17 protein-coding genes are annotated in these 18,784 nt (G+C 46.6%); 12 read left to right on the forward strand and 5 right to left on the reverse strand.

Annotated elements, in window-relative coordinates; genetic code table 11:
- Window positions 1-18 precede the first annotated feature (18 nt).
- The 9 genes from LGS26_RS03920 to extJ all read left to right on the forward strand — a co-directional run bounded on the left by LGS26_RS03920 (window position 19) and on the right by extJ (window position 9,716).
- Entirely contained in the window at window positions 19-912 is an 894-nt protein-coding gene (locus LGS26_RS03920) for a peptidylprolyl isomerase (protein ID WP_237889336.1), read from the forward strand.
- Window positions 888-1,697 carry an ABC transporter permease gene (locus LGS26_RS03925; protein ID WP_237889341.1) on the forward strand — a complete coding sequence of 270 codons (810 nt, stop codon included), beginning with the start codon at window positions 888-890 and terminating at the stop codon, window positions 1,695-1,697. Before LGS26_RS03920 ends, LGS26_RS03925 begins: the two co-directional genes overlap by 25 nt.
- Before the next feature lie 65 nt (window positions 1,698-1,762).
- Window positions 1,763-2,974: an ABC transporter ATP-binding protein gene (locus LGS26_RS03930; RefSeq protein WP_237889343.1), complete on the forward strand. Its 1,212-nt coding sequence runs from the start codon at window positions 1,763-1,765 to the stop codon at window positions 2,972-2,974.
- Between the two features lie 182 nt (window positions 2,975-3,156).
- Complete coding sequence (locus LGS26_RS03935; protein WP_237889345.1) at window positions 3,157-3,906, forward strand: hypothetical protein; 750 nt, start codon at window positions 3,157-3,159, stop codon at window positions 3,904-3,906.
- Between the two features lie 19 nt (window positions 3,907-3,925).
- A complete protein-coding gene (locus tag LGS26_RS03940; RefSeq protein ID WP_237889347.1) occupies window positions 3,926-5,512 on the forward strand; it encodes a glycosyltransferase in 1,587 nt (528 codons plus the stop codon).
- Between the two features lie 139 nt (window positions 5,513-5,651).
- Window positions 5,652-7,898, forward strand: a complete 2,247-nt coding sequence (locus LGS26_RS03945; protein WP_237889349.1) for a glycosyltransferase — start codon at window positions 5,652-5,654, stop codon at window positions 7,896-7,898.
- Window positions 7,899-7,931: 33 nt separating this feature from the next.
- Entirely contained in the window at window positions 7,932-8,315 is a 384-nt protein-coding gene (locus LGS26_RS03950) for a DUF2493 domain-containing protein (RefSeq protein ID WP_237889351.1), read from the forward strand.
- Between the two features lie 176 nt (window positions 8,316-8,491).
- Window positions 8,492-9,325 (forward strand): phosphoribosylglycinamide formyltransferase, encoded by an 834-nt coding sequence (gene purN / locus LGS26_RS03955; protein WP_237889353.1) that lies wholly within the window; start codon window positions 8,492-8,494, stop codon window positions 9,323-9,325.
- Between the two features lie 139 nt (window positions 9,326-9,464).
- Window positions 9,465-9,716, forward strand: coding sequence for a selenite/tellurite reduction operon protein ExtJ (extJ, locus tag LGS26_RS03960; RefSeq protein ID WP_237889355.1), 252 nt, complete (start codon window positions 9,465-9,467; stop codon window positions 9,714-9,716).
- A 75-nt stretch (window positions 9,717-9,791) separates the two neighbouring features.
- On the opposite strand, the gene rpe is transcribed toward extJ, so the two are convergent.
- Complete coding sequence (rpe, locus tag LGS26_RS03965; protein ID WP_237889362.1) at window positions 9,792-10,463, reverse strand: ribulose-phosphate 3-epimerase; 672 nt, start codon at window positions 10,461-10,463, stop codon at window positions 9,792-9,794.
- 88 nt (window positions 10,464-10,551) lie between these two features.
- On the opposite strand from rpe, the gene LGS26_RS03970 reads away from it, so the two are divergent.
- Window positions 10,552-11,748: a pyridoxal phosphate-dependent aminotransferase gene (locus LGS26_RS03970; RefSeq protein WP_237889364.1), complete on the forward strand. Its 1,197-nt coding sequence runs from the start codon at window positions 10,552-10,554 to the stop codon at window positions 11,746-11,748.
- Here LGS26_RS03970 and rsmB read toward each other — a convergent pair.
- Genes rsmB through def form a run of 3 tightly spaced genes read right to left on the reverse strand, consistent with a single transcriptional unit; the run spans window position 11,745 to window position 14,584 of the window.
- On the reverse strand, window positions 11,745-13,154 hold the full coding sequence (gene rsmB, locus LGS26_RS03975; RefSeq protein ID WP_237889366.1) for a 16S rRNA (cytosine(967)-C(5))-methyltransferase RsmB: 1,410 nt from the start codon (window positions 13,152-13,154) through the stop codon (window positions 11,745-11,747). The genes LGS26_RS03970 and rsmB overlap by 4 nt on opposite strands.
- Window positions 13,132-14,082, reverse strand: coding sequence for a methionyl-tRNA formyltransferase (gene fmt, locus LGS26_RS03980; protein WP_237889368.1), 951 nt, complete (start codon window positions 14,080-14,082; stop codon window positions 13,132-13,134). The genes rsmB and fmt overlap by 23 nt, the downstream gene beginning before the upstream one ends.
- A gap of 4 nt (window positions 14,083-14,086) precedes the next feature.
- A complete protein-coding gene (gene def / locus LGS26_RS03985; RefSeq protein WP_237889370.1) occupies window positions 14,087-14,584 on the reverse strand; it encodes a peptide deformylase in 498 nt (165 codons plus the stop codon).
- A gap of 48 nt (window positions 14,585-14,632) precedes the next feature.
- Here def and LGS26_RS03990 point away from each other — a divergent pair, with 48 nt between their 5' ends.
- Together LGS26_RS03990 and LGS26_RS03995 are read left to right on the forward strand one after the other, a co-directional pair.
- Complete coding sequence (locus LGS26_RS03990) at window positions 14,633-15,712, forward strand: serine hydrolase domain-containing protein (RefSeq protein WP_237889372.1); 1,080 nt, start codon at window positions 14,633-14,635, stop codon at window positions 15,710-15,712.
- 220 nt (window positions 15,713-15,932) lie between these two features.
- Window positions 15,933-17,405, forward strand: a complete 1,473-nt coding sequence (locus LGS26_RS03995; protein ID WP_237889374.1) for a CCA tRNA nucleotidyltransferase — start codon at window positions 15,933-15,935, stop codon at window positions 17,403-17,405.
- A 27-nt stretch (window positions 17,406-17,432) separates the two neighbouring features.
- Here the strand turns inward: LGS26_RS03995 and thiC are convergent, their stop codons facing one another.
- The gene (thiC, locus tag LGS26_RS04000; RefSeq protein ID WP_237889376.1) at window positions 17,433-18,740 is read right to left on the reverse strand and encodes a phosphomethylpyrimidine synthase ThiC; all 1,308 of its coding nucleotides are present in this window, start codon (window positions 18,738-18,740) and stop codon (window positions 17,433-17,435) included.
- Window positions 18,741-18,784: the final 44 nt, after the last annotated feature.

Genomic DNA, 18,784 nt, shown 5'->3' on the forward strand with positions numbered 1-18,784 from the left:
TTTAGATAGAGGTGTTATATGGCTGTCTTGAAGCAGATGACAGGGATATACATAATCATCTTTTCAGTGTTGTTTTTTGCCCCGTTCCTTTCTTGTGCCGAGATGGTTTCTGTGGGCAAAAACGAAAACCATGCGGTGGCCGAGGTCCATGGAAAGTTTATAACAATAAAGGATGTGGTGGAATTTGCCAAGACCTCGCCGAATTTTAATTCGATGCTTCAGTTCCCGGGTGGGGCACCGAAGGTGCTGAATGAACTCATATGGCGCAAACTCCTGCTCCTTGAGGGGCGGGATGCAGGAATAATAAAGCCCGGTGAAGAAAAAGAAGGCGACGATGAGCTTCTCGTCCTTCGTGTTCTCAAGAAGTTGCTGCCCCCATTTAAACCGCTCACAACCGAAGAGCTTCATTCGTTTTATGAAAGACACAAGGCCCTTTTTTCTACGCCTCTGATGCTTCGCATCTCTCAGATCAAGGTCGAGATAAAAGATAAAGGCGAAGCCGCCGCGCTGGCAAAGATAAATGAGGCAAAAAGGGCCATCGACGAGGGGACGCCTTTTGATAAAGTCGCTAAAAAATACTCAGAAGATGGATTCAGCAGGGATAGGGGCGGCGATCTGGGTTTTATTCCTATGGAGAAGATAGAGTCGTCAAAGATTGAAAAGACCCTTGAGTCTCTGCCGTTGAACAGGCCGAGCGGGGTGTTGAAAAACGGCGATGCCTTTGTCATATATATGGTGACTGAGAGAGAAGAGCCTATCGCCGACCCGTATGGCAAAATAATCGAGACAGTGCAGCAAAAGGCGGATGAATGGCGCAGGAGTAAGGCAATGGCCGAGCTTCGCAAGAGGCTTGAGAAGAAATGGGGAGTTGAATATCTGGACAAAGAATGGATGCCGAAAGAAGACAGATGACGGCGCAAGGACTTTGGAGGTTAAGGGAATTATTTTTTTGTCTTTTCAAGAGAGAGCTCGGCAATTCCTATTCAGGGCATTTGGCCGGTTTTTTTTCGATAATGGTAAATCCATTGGTGCAACTGGCCGTATATGCCTTTGTATTTAAGATAGTATTCAAGGTCAGATTCCCTGAATTATCAGGTCAGGATTTTGTAGCCTTCGTGGCCACGGCGATGTGGCCGTGGATGGCGTTTCAGATCGGTGTTCAAAAAGGACTTGCCTCGATTGAGGCTAACAGAAATCTTGTCAAGAAGGTATGGTTGCCCCATGAGTTTCTCGTTTACGCCTCTGTAGGCTCCATCTATGTGATTCAAATCACAGGTTTTATATTCGTTATTCTGGTCTTGTATTTAACAGACTTTTCGATCCATGTATTCAAACTACCGTTCATATTGCCGGTGTTGATCCTGCAGTTTATTTTTACCGCCGGCCTTGCTTTGATTTTTGCGGCACTCAAGGTCTTTGTGGAGGACTTAGGCCAAGCTATAGCCCCTTTATTTACAGTCTGGTTTTATGCGACGCCGGTTCTCTATCCAATCAGTCTTGCCCCTATACAACTTCGTAATATCATCGAACTCAATCCCATGACTTATTGTGTAAGCCGTATTCGGGATGTCATTTTATATAATAAATTTCAGATAGGCTTGATGGATGCCTTTCAATCTGTAGCGATTGTCCTTTTTTTCATATTTGCGCGCCTGTTTTTTAATAGGCTTTCGCCTTATTTCGAAAATGTCCTATAGGTTATTAAATCATCTAACAGGGTTACTAAGAGAAGCCCTGATAGAAAATAAACTGTCGTTTTGATATGTCTTTGTCTTTGGTAAGGCTCAGAAATTGCAGCAAAGGATATCCATTACTTAGTCCAGGTCTTGGGAATTTAAAAAATATCTGGTCGTTTTTGACAGGGCGGGGAGACATCCCGAGTTTTTATGCCGTTCATGGGATAGATCTGGATATAAGTAAAGGGGAGTCGATTGGACTTATCGGTGAAAATGGTGCAGGCAAATCGACCCTCCTTAAAATTATCGCTGGTGTTGTAAGACCGACATCAGGTACTGTTGAGGTCAATGCCAGGATAGGCGCATTGCTGGAGCTTGGTGCCGGGTTTCATCCTGAGCAAACAGGCAGGGAAAATATCAGGCTGGCGGCTACGCTTATGGGCATGACCAGCGCCGAGATAAGGGAGAGCATAGACGATATAATAGAGTTTGCGGATATCGGAGATCATATAGACAGGCCTATAAAACATTATTCCTCCGGTATGGTTGTCAGGCTTGGCTTCGCCATAGTTACTGCCATGCGCCCCGACTTGCTCATCACCGATGAAGTCCTTGCGGTAGGCGATGAATCTTTTCAAAAAAAGTGCATAAGATGGATGGAGTCATATCTGTCGGGCGGAGGCACCTTGATGCTTTGTTCCCACGGTATGTACCATATTCAGAAATTGTGTCGAAAGGCATTGTGGCTCAAGGATGGTAAGGCGCATATGTTTGGAGATGCAATGGAGGTGACGCAAAGCTATCTCGCCTATTTTGAGGAGATGGAGCGCGGCTGTAAAGAAAAGACGGGTCCAGAAGAACTTGGGGTGCGCAAGGCCTCAATTTATGACGATGTCTATTCAGTGTTGGAGGTACATATGGAGGATGCGTACGGCAAGATCGTTTACGACATCAGGCATGGGGACGATGTAACCGTTCGAGGGGTGGTTTATTCGCCTGACGGTCGCACGCCTGTCGTGGCCATCGGCATCTTGAGGGCCGACGGTACCCCTGTTTATGCCACATCCACAGAAATTGACGGATCTGAACCTTATATCCTATCTAATCCAGGACGATTTGGTTTTTCTATATATTTTAAAAAATTGCCGCTCCTGCCAGGAAGGTATATCCTGCGAGCCCACGCCATGGATCCTGAGGCCATGCGGCTGTTTGATCCGTTGGAATGTCCTTTTAGGGTCTTGGGTGACATAAGGGACATGGGTATTTGCTATTTGGAACACGTATGGCGGCATGAATAATCATATCCGCCTGTTTGATCGGCGATGACTGGTTTTTATTTATGAGCCTGAGACAGAACCTTTTGGATCTTTTCGAGCTTTTTTTGTTGCCAGGGCTCGCGATTTTTATCCCCTGGCCCTTTTGTTTCCGAATCTACAGATTTTTTGCAGCATTTGATTGGATTTACAAGACAGAGACCCAGATGGCCGTCAGCCGGGCTGCAGCGATCGCCGGAATCGCCGATACCATTGCTTGGGCATCTGCCTATCGTTTGACAAGGCTCGTTGACCATGCCGATCTCTACCTCTCTCTTTTCCGCAGTAACAGATGGTTCAAGAAATACGTCTCGGTGACAGGTCTTGGTTGGCCAGCGGATGACGTCCCATTTTTGGCCATAACCTTTCATTTCGGCGCTGGTCTGTGGTCTTTGAGGCATCTGAAGGCCACTGGAAGATTCATCTCAGGCCTTATGAAGGGATTCAACAGAGAGGAGTTCCCTGGCAGGTTTGTACGCTATTGTTACGGTCGCCTTCGTACCTATGCGATTTCAAGGGCTGGGGTAAAAAACCTCGTGTTTCTCGATAAGGGCAGTTATTTTAAATTGAGAAACGTCTTCAGTGCCAGGTCATGTCTTGTTGCGCTACTGGATGTTCCGACAAGGCGGCAGCGAAATGCCATTAAGGCTTCGCTCTTTGGCCGTGATATCTTTTTGCCGCGCGGCTTGATCCATCTGGCAGCGAGAGAGAAGATCCCGATTATAGCCTATTCAGCCACGCTTGACAGAGAGACCGGCGCAAGGACAATAAATATAAGCGAACCAGTTAAAAGCGATAGCGAGGAGGTTCTTGCCGATTATCTTGTAAATGAGCTTAAAAAGGTCGTATATTCCGATACGGCATCTTGGCATTGTTGGGAATATGTAGATATGTTTTTTGTTGATCATGAAAAGTAATCATATATACAATAGAGTAATGTCCATTGATAGTGGTGATTCTCTCTCTATAATTGCAAAACAGGTTAGACATGGCGCCAAAGTATTAGAACTTGGTGTTGCTTCAGGTTATTTTGGGCGTTTTCTAGTTGAACAACTTGATTGTATAGTAGATGGTATAGAGATAGATCCATTAATGGCTGAAATAGCTAGGAGATATTATAGAAAATTAATTATAGGTGATTTGGAAAATATCTCCCTGAGTGATCAGATAGATACTGATTATAATTATATTATATGTGCAGATATCCTCGAACATTTAAAGGAGCCATCCCAGGTACTTGAAAATTTAAAATCTTTTTTAAAAAGGGATGGTGAAATTTTAATTTCGATTCCGAATATTGCTTATGCAGGGGCGGTAATTGCGATAATAAGCGGGGATTTCCCTTATAGAGACGAAGGATTGTTAGATAAAAGCCATTTAAGATTTTTTACTCTTAAAAGTTTTTTACGGATGCTTATTGAGCTTAAATATGACGTAAAGAGAATAGAAAAAGTACATCTGTCATTTGAAGAAAGTGAATTTGCTTATATGATAAGCGAGATAGACCCTCAGATTAGAAAGTATCTCTTTGGAATTCCTGACTCCGATGTCTATCAATATGTTCTTGCTGTGGGCTTGTATGATTCAGCAAATGGATTTTTTAATCCAAGATCTAAATTGTCAGTTTATCCTGAGGAAGAAAAAATAGATGTAATCATACCTGTTTATAAAGGCGAAATAGAGACAAAAAGATGTATTGAGAGTGTATTATCGTATGAACAGAATGCGCCATTTGAAGTTATCGTAATAGACGATAATAGTCCTGATATGTTTATTTATGAGTATTTAAGTAATCTTGCAAGTAAAGATTTAATTACATTTATTTATAATTCACAAAATCTTGGTTTTGTTGCCTCTGTAAATTCGGCAATGTTGTTACATAATAAAAGAGATGTTATAATTTTAAATAGCGATACAATTGTCTCAAATGATTGGATAGATCGTCTTAGACGCTGTGCTCTAAGCGATCCTGCAATTGGCACAGTAACTCCTTTTTCTAACAATGCTACAATATGTAGTTATCCGAATTTCTGCGAAGATAACGAATTGCCAGAAGGTTTATCAGTAGAATATTTGGATAATTTATTTAAAAAGATTAATTCATGTAAGATGATTGATATACCAACTGGCGTCGGTTTCTGTATGTATATAAAGCGTTCTTGTTTAAATGATGTCGGCATGTTTGATTTCAAAAATTTTGGGAAGGGTTACGGTGAAGAAAATGATTTTTGTATGAGGGCATCAAGATCAGGCTGGCGTCATGTGCTCTGTGGAGATGTCTTTGTATACCATAAAGGCGGTGTAAGCTTCTCCGGTACCAAAAAAGAATTGCAGCAAAGAGGTATTGAAACCCTAGTTAAACTTCATCCTGATTATTTGGATATTATCCGTAGCCACTTGGAAGCCGATCCTGCCAAAGATTTGCGATCGGCAATTGATACAGCGATAGTTAAAAATAAAAATAATTTTCTATTAAATAAATATAGAGGCTTTTTAAATAGATTATTTGGATCAAAATTATAATTATAATGTGACAATGATCGAATCTCGAAATAATCATATATTATGTTTCCCTGTGTTATCAACTGACACTTTGTTATCTAATGATATCAATTTAATTTTAAAGAAGTGCTACTATGATACTAGCATCTTATTTATAGATATGACAAGAGCTGGAATTGATATTTTTGATCCAGTTTTTGCAAAGTATCATGATATTTTTATTGAAAATTCTAATGTAATATTCCGTCGGATAAATATTGATTTATATTCTAATGCCATAATTGCCTCTCTTGTTGTGTGTTTAAGAGAATTTCCATGCAATGATGTTTTATTTATTAAACCGGAGTTAAAAGTACCAGATATGTGGGATGTGCGTCTAAAAAAGGCTGCATATTCTGATTCCGTTATTGCTACAGCATCTCCAATGTGTGATTGCTCACCTTTTTTTTCTCTTCTTGATGTAAATAGTTCCAATGATAATACCAATTTTGATTTTGAAGATATAGATCGTCTTTCTTTTTGTCTTGGCCATCGTTTTGTTTATGAGACGCCTTATTTTTTTGATGGCTGTTTTTATCTAAGATTTGATGCTTTGAATGAAATTGAAGATCATAATTTATTGTTTAGTAGCAATTCTAATTCGACTTTAAGTGATTTAAATAATGCATTAATTTCTATCGGTAAATTACATGTTTTATGTGATCATCTTTATGTTGGCTACGATAAATCAATAAGTAATTGTGTATCTTATAACAATATTGATTATAGTAAATATAATTTTGTTGATAAAGAATTTCTTCTATCGCATCCATTAACTACTGTTCGTCAGGCAGTTGCATATTTTATTGATAAAAAATATAAAATTATTTCTATGCCAGGTCTTGAATCAAAGCCTGTTATCCTTCATATAACTCATAGTTGGGGTGGTGGAATTGAGGAATGGATTCGCGATTTTTCAAATGTTAGAGATAAGGCAGTTAATATTGTTTTAAAATCTATAGGCAATTCAGGAGTCTATGGATATAGGCTTGCCCTTTTTACCAATATTAAAGATACTAATCCAATTAGATTATGGGAATTATCGCTTCCAATATTGTGTTCCAAAGCCAGCAATATCGAATATAGAAGAATTCTTAATCAAATCATTAAAGAATTCTCAGTTGATGCTATTATTATATCATCTTTTATTGGTCATAGTTTTGATGTTATTTCAAGCAACAAAAAGACTGTTATAGTTTGTCATGATTATTATCCATTTTGTCCTGCTATAACGACATATTTTGATGGAGTATGTGCAAAATGCGATTTTGATAGTTTGTCAAGTTGTATCTATCATAATAAATCGAATTTATTGATGAATAGTCCTGAGTTTTCGGCCCGGGAGTGGCTCAATCTCCGTGGAGAATACGTAAGATTGATCAAATCGCACGGAGTGAGCTTGGTTGCCCCATCGAAGTCCGCTGTTGAGCGCCTATGTGCGCTTGAATCACGTTTTTCCCCTTTGGATTTCACGGTCATTCCTCATGGTTATCTCTTCAATGACTTTTCAGTGGCATTAGATGGGGACAGATCCTTGCGGCCCTATCCCATGGCCCATTCAAAGATGCGGGCGATCGTGCTTGGTCAGTTAAAAAGGGAAAAGGGGCTTCATCTGCTCCAGGAAGTTTGCCATGGGCTATCCCAATATGTAGATATATATTTAGTGGGTTGTGGGGAAAAGGCGAAGCAATCGCTGAGTGACGCCAGGTGTATAAAAGAGATTATAGAAAGATATGATCGATCGGATCTGCCTGGCATTATTAAAGGTATAGCGCCTGACTTTGGATTGCTCCTTTCCGTATGGCCAGAGACCTTCAGTTATGTTTTAAGCGAACTCATGATCCTTGGTGTCCCGCCAGTGGCTACTGCCCTTGGCAGTTTTAAGGACCGTATAATAGATGGAGTGAATGGTTTTCTTTTTGAGCCAAGCGGAGACGCCCTTTTAGAAAGGGTCCGACTGCTTTCGGAACATCCGGCCATGTTGACAGGTGTCAGAGAGAGGCTCAAGTGTTTCCGGCATCGGTCGCTTGATGAAATGGTCGATGATTATGTGCGTCTGTTAGGAATAGGCCGGCCGCAAGCCGCCCGTTATGAGCCTTGCATAGGCACGGAAACAGGGCTTACAGAGCCGTATATGCGGCTTTATTCCTCTTATAAGGGGCTGGAAAGGGCTTATGCCCACATGAAAGAGGCATATGAACAGAAGACCGAGGCGTGCGAGCGGATGCAGTTGCGCATCGCCGAACTTAATGAGTCTTTAATGGCCGCAATAACAGAATCTGAAAATATGCAAAAGAAATTGGAAGAGATATATGGTAGTCTGTATTGGAAGGTAGGCCGTTTCTTTAAGTTGATCGGTTCAGATTAGTTAGTTGGTGATTTTATGCCAGGAGGTGCATATATGGCCAAGGTGGCCGTTTGTGGTTCAAGGAGCATCAATTCCTATGGGTTGGTAAAAGATGTACTTGATCAGCTCTTGATAGAGGAGGATGTTGTGCTCTCCGGCAATGCCCCAGGGGTTGACCGCATGGGAGAGGAATACGCCAGACAAAGGGGGCTTGAGGTCAAGATCATACCTTCTGAATGGGCCAAGCACGGTCTTAAGGCCACCATGATGAGGAATGAGGTGCTGCTGAGGTCCTCCGACTTTGTGATCTGCTTTTGGGACGGCCTCTCTGAAGGTGCCGGCCATATGCTTGAGATATCCAAGAGGGCGAGAAAGCTGTTGGCTGAGGTCAGAATTGACGGGTATCTCAAGTTGTTCTTGAATCCAAGAAGGCTTTGACGCTTTGTATTCGATAGGTCGAAACAGAGCCCTGTTTGCCTGATCTGGTTGGGGGCGGCGGTTGAGACCTTGCCTTTCAGTGCCCCAAAAGGTCATCGGTACTTGTGTTCGAGAATTCTTTTTTGGCTAGGGGATTGGGTCTCTATTTAATTTAAATTGTTGGGCGGGTATTGGTTATGATGGATTTCGGCTGGTGGACTACAGGCAGGGATCGGGCGGCGTTTGATCTCTTTGATGCCGCCTGGAAGGGCATACAAGACGGCGTTATCAGCGGTAAAATCTCTTATGTATTTTGTTCGAAGGCCAAGGGAGAGGGTGTATATAGCGACAGGCTTATGGACGAGGCGTCGATGCGCGGTCTCCCTGTCGTGAGCATCTCTGCGGCCAAATTCATGCCGGAGCTAAGGGTGGCTGATCGTGAGAGATGGAGGGATCTTTATCACGGCATGGTGCTCGACGCTTTAAAGGATCTTCATCATGACATTGTAGTGCTCGCGGGTTATATGTGGGTGGTAAGTGCAAGGGTCTGCCGAAGTTTCCCGATCATAAACCTTCATCCGGCGCTCCCCGGCGGGCCCTGTGGTACATGGCAGGAGGTGATCTGGCAGCTCATCCAGGAAAGAGCTGGATCTGCAGGGGCGATGATCCACCTTGTCACCCCTGAACTCGACAGGGGGCCGGCTATAACCTATTGCAGGTTCAAGATAAGAGGTAATGACAAGTGGGATATTTTGTGGGATCAGCTTGATAGATCTCTCAAGACCACCGATCTTGATGCAATCAAGGCCTCTTATGGAGAGACCCAGCGGCTTTTTGCCGCGATCAGGATGGAAGGGGTAAAAAGAGAGGTCCCGCTTACAATCCAGACCTTGAGGTTGCTGGCAAACGGCGATATCTTGATAAAGAACGGTATGCCCTTTGACAGGTTTGGTAGGGTGCTCGAGGCCCCTTTAGATCTTACACCCGAGATCGACCCATCGCTTCAGGGAGCGGCCAACCGCATCGATTGATAAGATCTAATTTATCTTTAAGCTTCAAACTGTAAGGATTGCGCGACAAAAAATATCTTGACAGATTTAATAACGGTCATATACTTAACAACTAAGCCTAAAAAAGGCTTAATTCAAAATAAAAAGAGGGGGTTTAAAAATGCGCAAAAAGATTTTAGCCGTAGTTTCAGCTCTTGTTTTTTCCTTGAGTATAGCGGGTATGGCCATTGCTGGTGAGTGCACTGGTGAGGTCACAAAGGTTGAGGGCAACAATGTAACAGTAAAGTGCAGTGATGGCACTGAGATGGAGGCGACAGGCGCGGCCAAAGTCGGTGAAAAGGTGACCGTAAAAGACGGCAAGATTGAGGCTGCAAAGGCCGCCCCAAAGAAGAAAAAGATAGAAGGTTGCTAATTCGTAATTAGAAGACATCGATAGATCAAAAGAAGGGGGCCTTGCCCCCTTCTTTATTTTTGGTCTTTTAATTTATCAGGCGCCTTTTCCCTTATCCCCAAGGGATTTGAGTTCTTCTATGGCCTTTGTGTAGTTTTTTGTGCCGAAAATTGCGGATCCTGCAACAAATATTTCGGCACCGGCACGCGCTGCGTCAAATATGGTATCGCAGTTTATCCCGCCGTCTACCTCTATTGCGACCGAAAGACCCTTATCAGCCAACATCTGCCTCAATGCCTCGGTCTTCCTCAATGCCGATGGTATAAAACGCTGCCCGCCGAAGCCGGGGTTTACGCTCATGACTAGTATGAGGTCGAGTTCATCCAGACAGTATTCAAGGGTAGAGGGCGGCGTGGCTGGATTCAGCACGGCCCCGGCCTTGATCCCGAGGTCTTTTATCTTTTGGATGGTCCTGTGCAGGTGTGTACATGCCTCGACGTGTACAGTGATCCAGGATGCCCCTGCCTTTGCGAAGGCGTCTATGTATCTGTCTGGGGCCTCGATCATGAGGTGGACATCGAGCGGAAGTCCTGTGACGGGACGGATGGCCTCAACGACCATAGGCCCTATGGTCAGATTGGGGACGAAGCGGCCGTCCATTACGTCCACATGGATGGCGTCAGCTCCTGCCTCTTCTACGGCCCTTATCTCATCTCCTAGGCGGCTGAAGTCAGCGGACAGGATGGAAGGCGCGATCATGATTCCCATAGAGCATCTCCGTTAGATTTGGTCTTTACGAAGCGGCATTTCTTTAGTAAGAGCATTGATAATACCTTTATTTGAGGAAAATGAGAAGATGCGAGAGGCGGGTGTTATAGCCAGCAGAATGCTTGACTTCATGGGCAGGGCATCGTGGATAAGGAAGATGTTTGAGGAGGGTTCGAGACTGAAGGCAAGATACGGTACGGAAAATGTTTGTGATTTTACGCTTGGGAACCCCGATCTGAACCCACCCGATCGTTTCCGCGAGGCGCTTGAGAGCGTATCGAGGGATCGAATGCCTGGCGTACATGGTTATATGCCTAATGCTGGACTCTTTGATGTGCGAGAGAAGGTGGCTGCGTCTGTAGGCGAGGCCCATGGTGTTAGGCCCTCATCCGATGATGTCATCATGACCTGTGGTGCCGCAGGCGGGCTCAATATCATTTTTAAGGCCATGCTGGATCCTGGCGACGAGGTTATAACCCCAAGCCCATTTTTTGTCGAATATTACTTTTATGTCGACAATCATGGTGGCACGCTCGTGCCAGTGGATACAAAAAGGGATTTTTCCCTTGATATTTCGGCCATTGAGAAGGCTATCGGTCCAAAAACCAGGGCCGTGCTGATAAATTCCCCCAACAATCCGACAGGTGCGGTCTACGGCGAGGGTGAGATAGCGGCCTTGGCCGGGCTTTTAAAGGATGCAGGCGCCTCTTTTGACAGGACCATATTTCTCATCTCGGATGAACCATACCGGAGATTGACCTTTGACGGCGTTATTGCACCGCCCATCCTTAAATATTACGAGGCAGGTCTTGCAGTCACGTCTTTTTCTAAAGACCTCTCCATACCAGGAGAAAGGATCGGCTATGTCCTAGTCCATCCTCAAATGCCAGGGCGAGAGGTTGTCTTGGGGGCCTTGATCCTGGCAAACCGTATATTGGGTTTTGTAAATGCCCCGGCATTGATGCAGCGGGCCGTAGCCATGTGTCTGGAAGATACGGTGGATGTCGGGATATATGAAAGGCGCAGGGATCTTATGGCCAGTATACTTACCGAGGCAGGTTACGAGTATATTATGCCGAAAGGGGCGTTTTATTTCTTTCCTCGTTCACCCATTGAAGACGATTTAAGATTTGTTGATCTCTTGAAAAACGAGCTCATTTTGGCCGTACCTGGTTCGGGTTTTGGATGCCCTGGCCATTTTCGTTTGGCCTTTTGTGTTGATGACAGGGTGATTGAGCGCTCACGGAAGGGTTTTATGCAGGCCATGGAAAGGGCCTGGGCTTAACAAGGCGCTTCAAGCACAGCGGCGAAGAATAGATCAGGTCCATCCTCTTTGGGCTTGATTTCTAAAAAACCGGCTTTATCTGCCAGCATTTTTGCCCGGTCTGGCAGGCAGTTACGACATGTTATGAGTCTAAAATCAGGTCTTGTTTTCAAAAACGCCTCAATCACACCAGTCGTTTCGTCAGGTTCAGTGGTGCAGACGGCATAGACCAGCCTTCCTCCAGGCCTGACCCGCTCCGAGGCCTCTTTGAGTAGTTCAAGCTGCGTTCTCGAAAGGATCTGGATCAAGGCCTCGGTCCGGTTCCATTTTATGTCGGGGCGGCGCCTTATAACCCCAAAGCCAGAACATGGGGCGTCGATGAGAATGCGGTCATAGTTTTTTAAAAGCCCTTGTTTTGTCTGGACTATCTCGATGGACTTTAATTCCAGCCGATCCCTGACTTCAACAAGTCTTGCAAGCCTTTTTTTATTTGGATCAAATGCATGGATCAGCCCGACGTCTGATATGATGTCAGCTATGTGAATAGTCTTTCCGCCCGCGCCAGCGCAGAGATCAAGGATCCTTTCATTAGGCGTCGGATCAAGAAGCAGAGTGACGAGCTGGGCTGCCTCGTCCTGTACTAAAAAGAGGCCGTCATTCCAGCCCGGGAGTGTGGTGGGTGCACCACTGAAGCCATGTACCACCAATGCGTCAGGGCAATATCTGCCAGGTCTCGCCTCAAGCCCGGCTTTGCTCATAAGGGAAATGACCTCGCCTCGTCGGGCCCGGCGCCGGTTGACCCTGAGTGTCAAGGGGGCCCTTTGATTGTTCCAGAGGCATCGTATCTTTGTCTTATCAAGGCCGTATCTTCTGATCCATCTATTCAGCATCCACATGGGATGGGACGTCTCCAAGGACAGCCTTTTGATCGGATCAAGACCTCCAGCGTTGTAAACGGTCATGTCGCCGCCATTCCTTGCCTTTGTCAAACGCCTTAAGACGGCGTTTACCAGCCCTGCAGCCCTGTTGTCTTTTGTGGCCTTGATGGCCTCTACCGCCTCGTTTACCACTGCAAAGTCGGGGATTTTATCTAAAAAAAGTATTTGATATGCCCCTATGCGAAGATGTGACCTTGTTAAAGGGGAGAGGATGCAGCCGTTGTTTACTCTTGAATCTATGATCCAGTCAAGCAAAATAAGGTTTCTTACCGTTCCAAATATGAGTTCGTAAAAGAGTGCCCTGTCCCTTGGGTCTAGCGGCTCATGGTGTTTCAGGGTCTCTTCGGCCAGTTCGTTTAATGGTGGGCGATTTTTATAAAAATTTTCCCACCTTAGCAGGAACCTTGCTGCAAGCATCCTTACGGACGGAAGAGGCGGTCCAGCTGTCTTTTTAAGATGTGTCCTGTCAAGATCCAAGGACGATCCCATCTGTAATTTTTGTCCCCTTCAGGAATTCTTTGGCGCCGAGACGTCTTTTGCCAGCCAAAAAGAGTTCCTGTACAAGGAGCGAATCCCTGCCGGTGGCGATCAACAGGCCGTTTTCGCCGGACTCAAGCACCGTTCCTGGCGTGACAGTCGTATGCCTTTTTATTATTATGGGGCTGAAAAGTTTGAGTCTTTTCCCTCTGAAGATGGTATATGCCCCAGGCCGCGGATCAAGGGCCCTGATCAGGCAATGGAGCTCTTCGGCGGGTTTGGCCCAGTCGATCCATGCTATCCCCGACCCTAAAGGCGGCGCATAGCTTATCTCACTTTTCGGCTGGGGGAAAGGTGTGATCGCCCCTTCCTTGAGGCCTCGAATAGCCTTGAGGAGGAGCCTGGCGCCAAGTTCTGCAAGGCGCCTGTAGAGTCTGCCGTAGGTCTCGTCCTCCTCGATTGTTACTGCTTCGGCTAAGAGAATGGGGCCGGTGTCCATTCCTATGTCCATCTGCATAATGGTGACGCCGGTTTCCTTCTCGCCCTTTAAAATGGCCCATTGGATTGGCGCCGCCCCTCGAAATTTAGGCAAGAGCGAGCCATGGACATTGATTGACATGATGCTCGGGATGTCAAGGACCTGTTTTGGTAGTATCTGGCCGAATGCCGCAGTAACCAACAGATCGGGTGAGAGGTCTCTGAGGGCCTTGATAAATCTCGGATCATCCGCCTTTTCGGGCTGGATCACCGGGATCTCGGAGAGCAACGCCTCCTCCTTTACAGGGCTGGGAAGAGGTCTTTTGCCTCTTCCCCTGGGCCTGTCAGGCTGGGTCACTACCGCCGTTACCTCATCTTTGCTATCCAGAAGCGCCCTTAATGACGGCAAGGCAAAGTCAGGGGTGCCCATAAAGACGATTCGAAATATCTTGTCTCTGTCCATTGCCTTATTCCTTGGGCCTTGTTTTAGACCACTTTTTGCGGAACAGGGCCCTTTTTAAAGGGCTCAAACGATCAATGAAACAGACACCATTAAGGTGGTCGATTTCGTGTTGAATACACCTGGCCAGCAGACCGTCAGCCTCGAGCCTTATTTCCTTTTCATCCCTGTCATATCCTGTGACGAGTATCCTTTCCGCCCGCTTCACCTTTTCAGAATAATCCGGGAGGCTTAAACATCCCTCGACATCTGTAGCCTCTCCGTCAGCCTCTATTATTATCGGGTTTATCAACACAATAGGTTTCTTGGGTTGTTCCGGCTGGGTTATGTCGATAACGATGAGCTCTTTCAAGATCCCGACCTGATTGGCGGCAAGGCCGATACCCTTGGCCTCGTACATGGTCTTGAACATCTCGTCTATGATTGAGACGATATCGCCGTCTATCGACTTAACAGGAAGGGCTTTTTGCCTTAGAATCTCATGTGGATAGACAAGTATCTTCATAAATTATGAAAATAAGCCCTTGATGCAGGTTAATCAAGCATGAATATCATGAAACCGCACAAATCTATCGGTCTTGCAGGAGCCTTTATAGAAGAGGCTATTGAAGACGGTCTCTTCCCTGGCTGCACCCTTTCCATACGTTACGGAGGACTTGATCTGGATTTGGCATTTGGGAGGCTCGCATATGCGCCATGGGTTGCAAGAGTGACAGTAGATACCGTTTATGACCTTGCCTCTCTTACTAAGCCCTTGGCTACAGCCTTGGCCGTACTTGCCCTGGTGACAGAAGGGAGGATGAGACTCGATTCCAGTCTTGATGATCTGTTGCCGTCAGTCCCGGATGATAAAAGGTCGATCACGGTATCCATGCTGCTTTCCCACTCGTCCGGGCTCCCTGCTCACAGGCCGTACTATAACCGCCTGGTAACCCTGCCTCTTGAAGAGAGAAGAGGTGCGTTGCTGGATATGATCCTTAGCGAACCCTTAGAGTGCGTCAAGAGGCCAATCTACAGTGATCTTGGATTTATGCTTTTGGGTTTTATAGTGGAAGACATAATGGCTATGCCGCTAAACGAGGCGGTCCACCGCCTGGTCTTTATGCCATTTGATGCAAGGCAGCTCTGGTTTTCCGGTGAGGACTTAATGCCTCTACATGATTTCGCCCCATCTGCCGGTTTTTGCGGTCTGAGGAAAAGGGTGCTCTGGGGCGAGGTAAATGATCAGAACGCATGGGCGCTGGGCGGAATTGCTGGCCATGCTGGTCTTTTCGGGACTGCATCCTGTATCAAGGCCATGCTTTCTAGACTGCTCTCACTCTATAAGGGAGAGTCGATCGTCCCTGGATTTACGAGTGGGCTTGTCCGCAAGGCCTTTACCCCATGTTGTGGCACCTGGGGTCTTGGTTTCGATACGCCCTCCGTTTATGGTTCTACGTCAGGTCGTTTTTTTTCAAAAAATAGCGTTGGGCACCTGGGATTTACAGGTACGTCCTTCTGGATGGATCTCGACCAAGGGGTTATTGTTGTCTTCCTTTCAAACAGGACGTTTCCGCACCATGCCGAGGCGAAACAAGAGGAGATGAGGCGGTTCAGGGCTCGACTTCACGATGCGATAATGACAACTTTATGAAGATTTTTTGCGGCAGGTTGTTTGTTTGATTATCCATGTATGTAGATATCCATTCCATATCCTGCAGGGTCCTGTAGGGATTGACATGTCGCAAGAGGCCATGGATGGTCTTAGCCTGGTTCATGTAAAGGATGTCCGTAGCAAGAATATTTATCATTACTAACAAGGTTGGTCGCATAGAGACCTAGACCTGATATGTCTTTGATCCATGGGTGTTTATATGAATGAAATCATACCTGATATGTCATTGATATTGGATGAACTCCGAGCCGTATCGCAGACCTATGAGGTCTATGTTGCAGGCGGTCCCGTAAGGGATTGGCTGTTAGGCCGCAGATGCGCCGATATCGATCTTGTAGTTCCGAGGGACGCCCTTAAAACGGCATCTAGCTTTGCAGGGTTTACAGGCGGGGCATTTGTGCCCCTTGATGCGGAAGAGGGGGTTGCGAGGGTGGTGTTTTCGGGCCTTGTCCTTGATTTCAGTCAGTTTAGACATGGCGCCGCCACCATTTGTGAAGACCTGAAAGAGAGGGATTTTACTATAAATGCCATGGCTGTATCGCTTGACAAGGTCCTTTGTCTCTTGGACAGCGTAGCCCAACCCTCGGCAAGGCTGGATACTTCTCTGATCATCGACCCGACCGGCGGTCTTTACGACCTTGAGAATGGTAGAATAAAGGCGATATCCCTTAAAAACCTCCAAGATGATCCATTGCGAGTACTCAGGGCCTATCGTTTCCAGGCCCAATTGGGTTTTGAGCTGGAATCTGATACGGTGAAGTGGATAGATCAGGCGAGGGATGGACTTTTGTCTGTTTCCTCTGAACGGATCAGCTATGAACTCAGGCTTATCATGACCACAGGCAGGGCGGCCGGCGTTTTTGCTGAAATGGCACAAGGCGGTCTGTTGTTTTTGCTCTTCCCGGAGCTCAAGGCGATGGAGGGTGTTGACCAGCCCGGTTTTCACCACCTTGATGTCTTGGGCCATAGTCTCGAGACATTAAGGGCGGTCGAGGAGCTCATTATGGACCCGTGTGTCAAATTCACGTCTTGCAGCGCCTTGACCGATTGGGTGGTTCAAAATCAGGAAAAGGTAGTGTGCCTCAAGTGGGCCGCCCTTTTCCATGACGTTGGAAAGCCTGTGTGCAGGGGCAAAAAAAATGGCAGGGTCACATTTTATCATCATGATGAGACAGGGGCTGCATTGATAATGGGGATAGGGCGGCGTCTCAAATGGCCGAGGCGCGACACCGATTTTGCGGTACGCCTTGTTGGTCTTCACATGAGGCCATTCCATCTCTTGGGCGACTTGAGGAGGGGTGGGCCATCCCTTCGGGCCATGAGGCGCCTTGTCATGGAGATAGAGGCCGATTACCCGGCGCTCTTTTTACTTGCAATGGCGGATAGCATCGCAGGTTGTGGGCCGCTGAAGCCGCCGGAACTTGATTTTGAGCTCTCCATACTCTGGGAGAGGGTTCATGAATTTTATGTCGGGCGCCTGGCCCAGCTGAGACAAAAAAAACGTCTTCTTACTGGCCATGACGTCATTGCCCATTTCGATCTCAGGCCAGGGCCGTTGATCGGCAGGGCACTGGATGCCGTTGAGGAGGCTAGGCTTGAGGGCATTGTGGGTTCCACAGACGAGGCAGTTTCATTTCTGGAGACATGGTTTAAGAGAAATAACCTTTCTTAGTCTTAGAATGTACTTGTTTAAAAGTATTTAAATAGATTTGTCTCCCTTGATGTCTTTTTTAAACAAGAGGCTTCCGCGCTCCATCGCGCAAAAATCCCCGCACATGGTACACGTCTTCTTATTCCTCGGAGAGCGGCTGTCCCTTATCTCTTTTGCCCTTTGAGGGAACATGAGGAGATCCATCTGCTCGTCCCATCTGGTGTCGCGTCTTAAGATGGCCACTCTTTTTTCAAGGTCGCGTCTCCCCGGATATTTGGCCAAATCTCCTATATGGGCCGCAAGGCGGGTTGCGCGCACACCCTCTCGGACGTCGTCTTCGTTCGGGAGGGCCAGGTGTTCGGCAGGCGTGATGTAGCAGATGAGGTCTGCACCGTATCTTGCCGAGCTTGCAGCACCTATCGCGGCGGTTATGTGGTCGTAGCCAGCACCGCTGTCCGCTGGAAGCGGCCCAAGCACATAATAAGGCGCGCCATCGCTCATACGCTTTTCTAGAAGAATATTTGCCTCTATCTCATCGAGCGGGACGTGTCCGGGCCCTTCGATCATCACCTGGCATCCCATTTCTCTCGCTATTTCAGCAAGTTCGCAGTTTATGATCATCTCTGCCATCTGGGCGCGGTCATGGCTGTCGTGGATAGCGCCCGCCCGCATTCCGTTTCCAAGTGAGAGGACCGCATCGTAGCGTTTCATGAGTTCAACCACGCGGTCAAACTGTTCATATAATGGATTTTCCTTGTTGTTATGTTCCATCCATGAGACCATAAACGTCCCGCCTTTCGACACAAGGCCGCCGTAGCGGTAACCCTGTCTTCTGAGGCGTTCTATGGAAAAGCGGTTTATGCCGCAGTGAATGGCCATAAACGAGATGCCGTCGGCAAGCTGTCTTTCGATAAGGTCGAAGAGCTCCTCCGGGTCAAGCCTGTTTGGATTTTTGCGTCTCCTTGAGGCCTCGCAAAAGGCCTGATAGAGTGGGACGCTCCCCACTGGGAGGGTGGTTGCATCGATGATCTTTTTTCGTATCTCGTCCAAGTCCCCGCCTGTCGATAAATCCATCAAGGTGTCCGCACCCTCTTCCTCTGCCGCCCTTGCCTTTTTTACCTCCATCTCGATGTCAACGATGTCGGAAGACGTCCCGATGGAGGCGTTTATCTTGGTCCTCAGGCCCTTGCCTATCCCGACCACACGTTGGTCCCTTGTACGGCTGTTCAATATCACAATTGCACCTGAGGCCACGCGGCTTCTCACGTCCTTGGCGTCCATCCCCTCGTCATTCGAAACGGCTTTTATTTCTTTTGTGATGACCCCTTCGCGGGCGTATTGGATCTGAGTCTTCATTTTTTAACTTTTTAGTCCCCTTTCTCTTAATTTTTTTATTCCAT

It is taken from the genome of Dissulfurimicrobium hydrothermale (assembly GCF_022026155.1).
In the GTDB taxonomy this organism is placed as follows: domain Bacteria; phylum Desulfobacterota; class Dissulfuribacteria; order Dissulfuribacterales; family Sh68; genus Dissulfurimicrobium; species Dissulfurimicrobium hydrothermale.

Bases quoted from the DNA above. Each gene is read 5' to 3' on its own strand.
- LGS26_RS03945 (WP_237889349.1), top strand. From the start codon at position 5,652: ATGACAAGAGCTGGAATTGATATTTTTGATCCAGTTTTTGCAAAGTAT.
- fmt (WP_237889368.1), bottom strand. From the start codon at position 14,082: ATGGACAGAGACAAGATATTTCGAATCGTCTTTATGGGCACCCCTGAC.
- purN (WP_237889353.1), top strand. From the start codon at position 8,492: ATGATGGATTTCGGCTGGTGGACTACAGGCAGGGATCGGGCGGCGTTT.
- extJ (WP_237889355.1), top strand. From the start codon at position 9,465: ATGCGCAAAAAGATTTTAGCCGTAGTTTCAGCTCTTGTTTTTTCCTTG.
- LGS26_RS03935 (WP_237889345.1), top strand. From the start codon at position 3,157: ATGGCCGTCAGCCGGGCTGCAGCGATCGCCGGAATCGCCGATACCATT.
- rpe (WP_237889362.1), bottom strand. From the start codon at position 10,463: ATGGGAATCATGATCGCGCCTTCCATCCTGTCCGCTGACTTCAGCCGC.
- thiC (WP_237889376.1), bottom strand. From the start codon at position 18,740: ATGAAGACTCAGATCCAATACGCCCGCGAAGGGGTCATCACAAAAGAA.
- rsmB (WP_237889366.1), bottom strand. From the start codon at position 13,154: ATGGGATCGTCCTTGGATCTTGACAGGACACATCTTAAAAAGACAGCT.
- LGS26_RS03950 (WP_237889351.1), top strand. From the start codon at position 7,932: ATGGCCAAGGTGGCCGTTTGTGGTTCAAGGAGCATCAATTCCTATGGG.
- LGS26_RS03995 (WP_237889374.1), top strand. From the start codon at position 15,933: ATGAATGAAATCATACCTGATATGTCATTGATATTGGATGAACTCCGA.
- LGS26_RS03990 (WP_237889372.1), top strand. From the start codon at position 14,633: ATGAAACCGCACAAATCTATCGGTCTTGCAGGAGCCTTTATAGAAGAG.
- LGS26_RS03925 (WP_237889341.1), top strand. From the start codon at position 888: ATGGATGCCGAAAGAAGACAGATGACGGCGCAAGGACTTTGGAGGTTA.
- LGS26_RS03940 (WP_237889347.1), top strand. From the start codon at position 3,926: ATGTCCATTGATAGTGGTGATTCTCTCTCTATAATTGCAAAACAGGTT.
- LGS26_RS03930 (WP_237889343.1), top strand. From the start codon at position 1,763: ATGTCTTTGTCTTTGGTAAGGCTCAGAAATTGCAGCAAAGGATATCCA.
- LGS26_RS03970 (WP_237889364.1), top strand. From the start codon at position 10,552: ATGCGAGAGGCGGGTGTTATAGCCAGCAGAATGCTTGACTTCATGGGC.
- def (WP_237889370.1), bottom strand. From the start codon at position 14,584: ATGAAGATACTTGTCTATCCACATGAGATTCTAAGGCAAAAAGCCCTT.
- LGS26_RS03920 (WP_237889336.1), top strand. From the start codon at position 19: ATGGCTGTCTTGAAGCAGATGACAGGGATATACATAATCATCTTTTCA.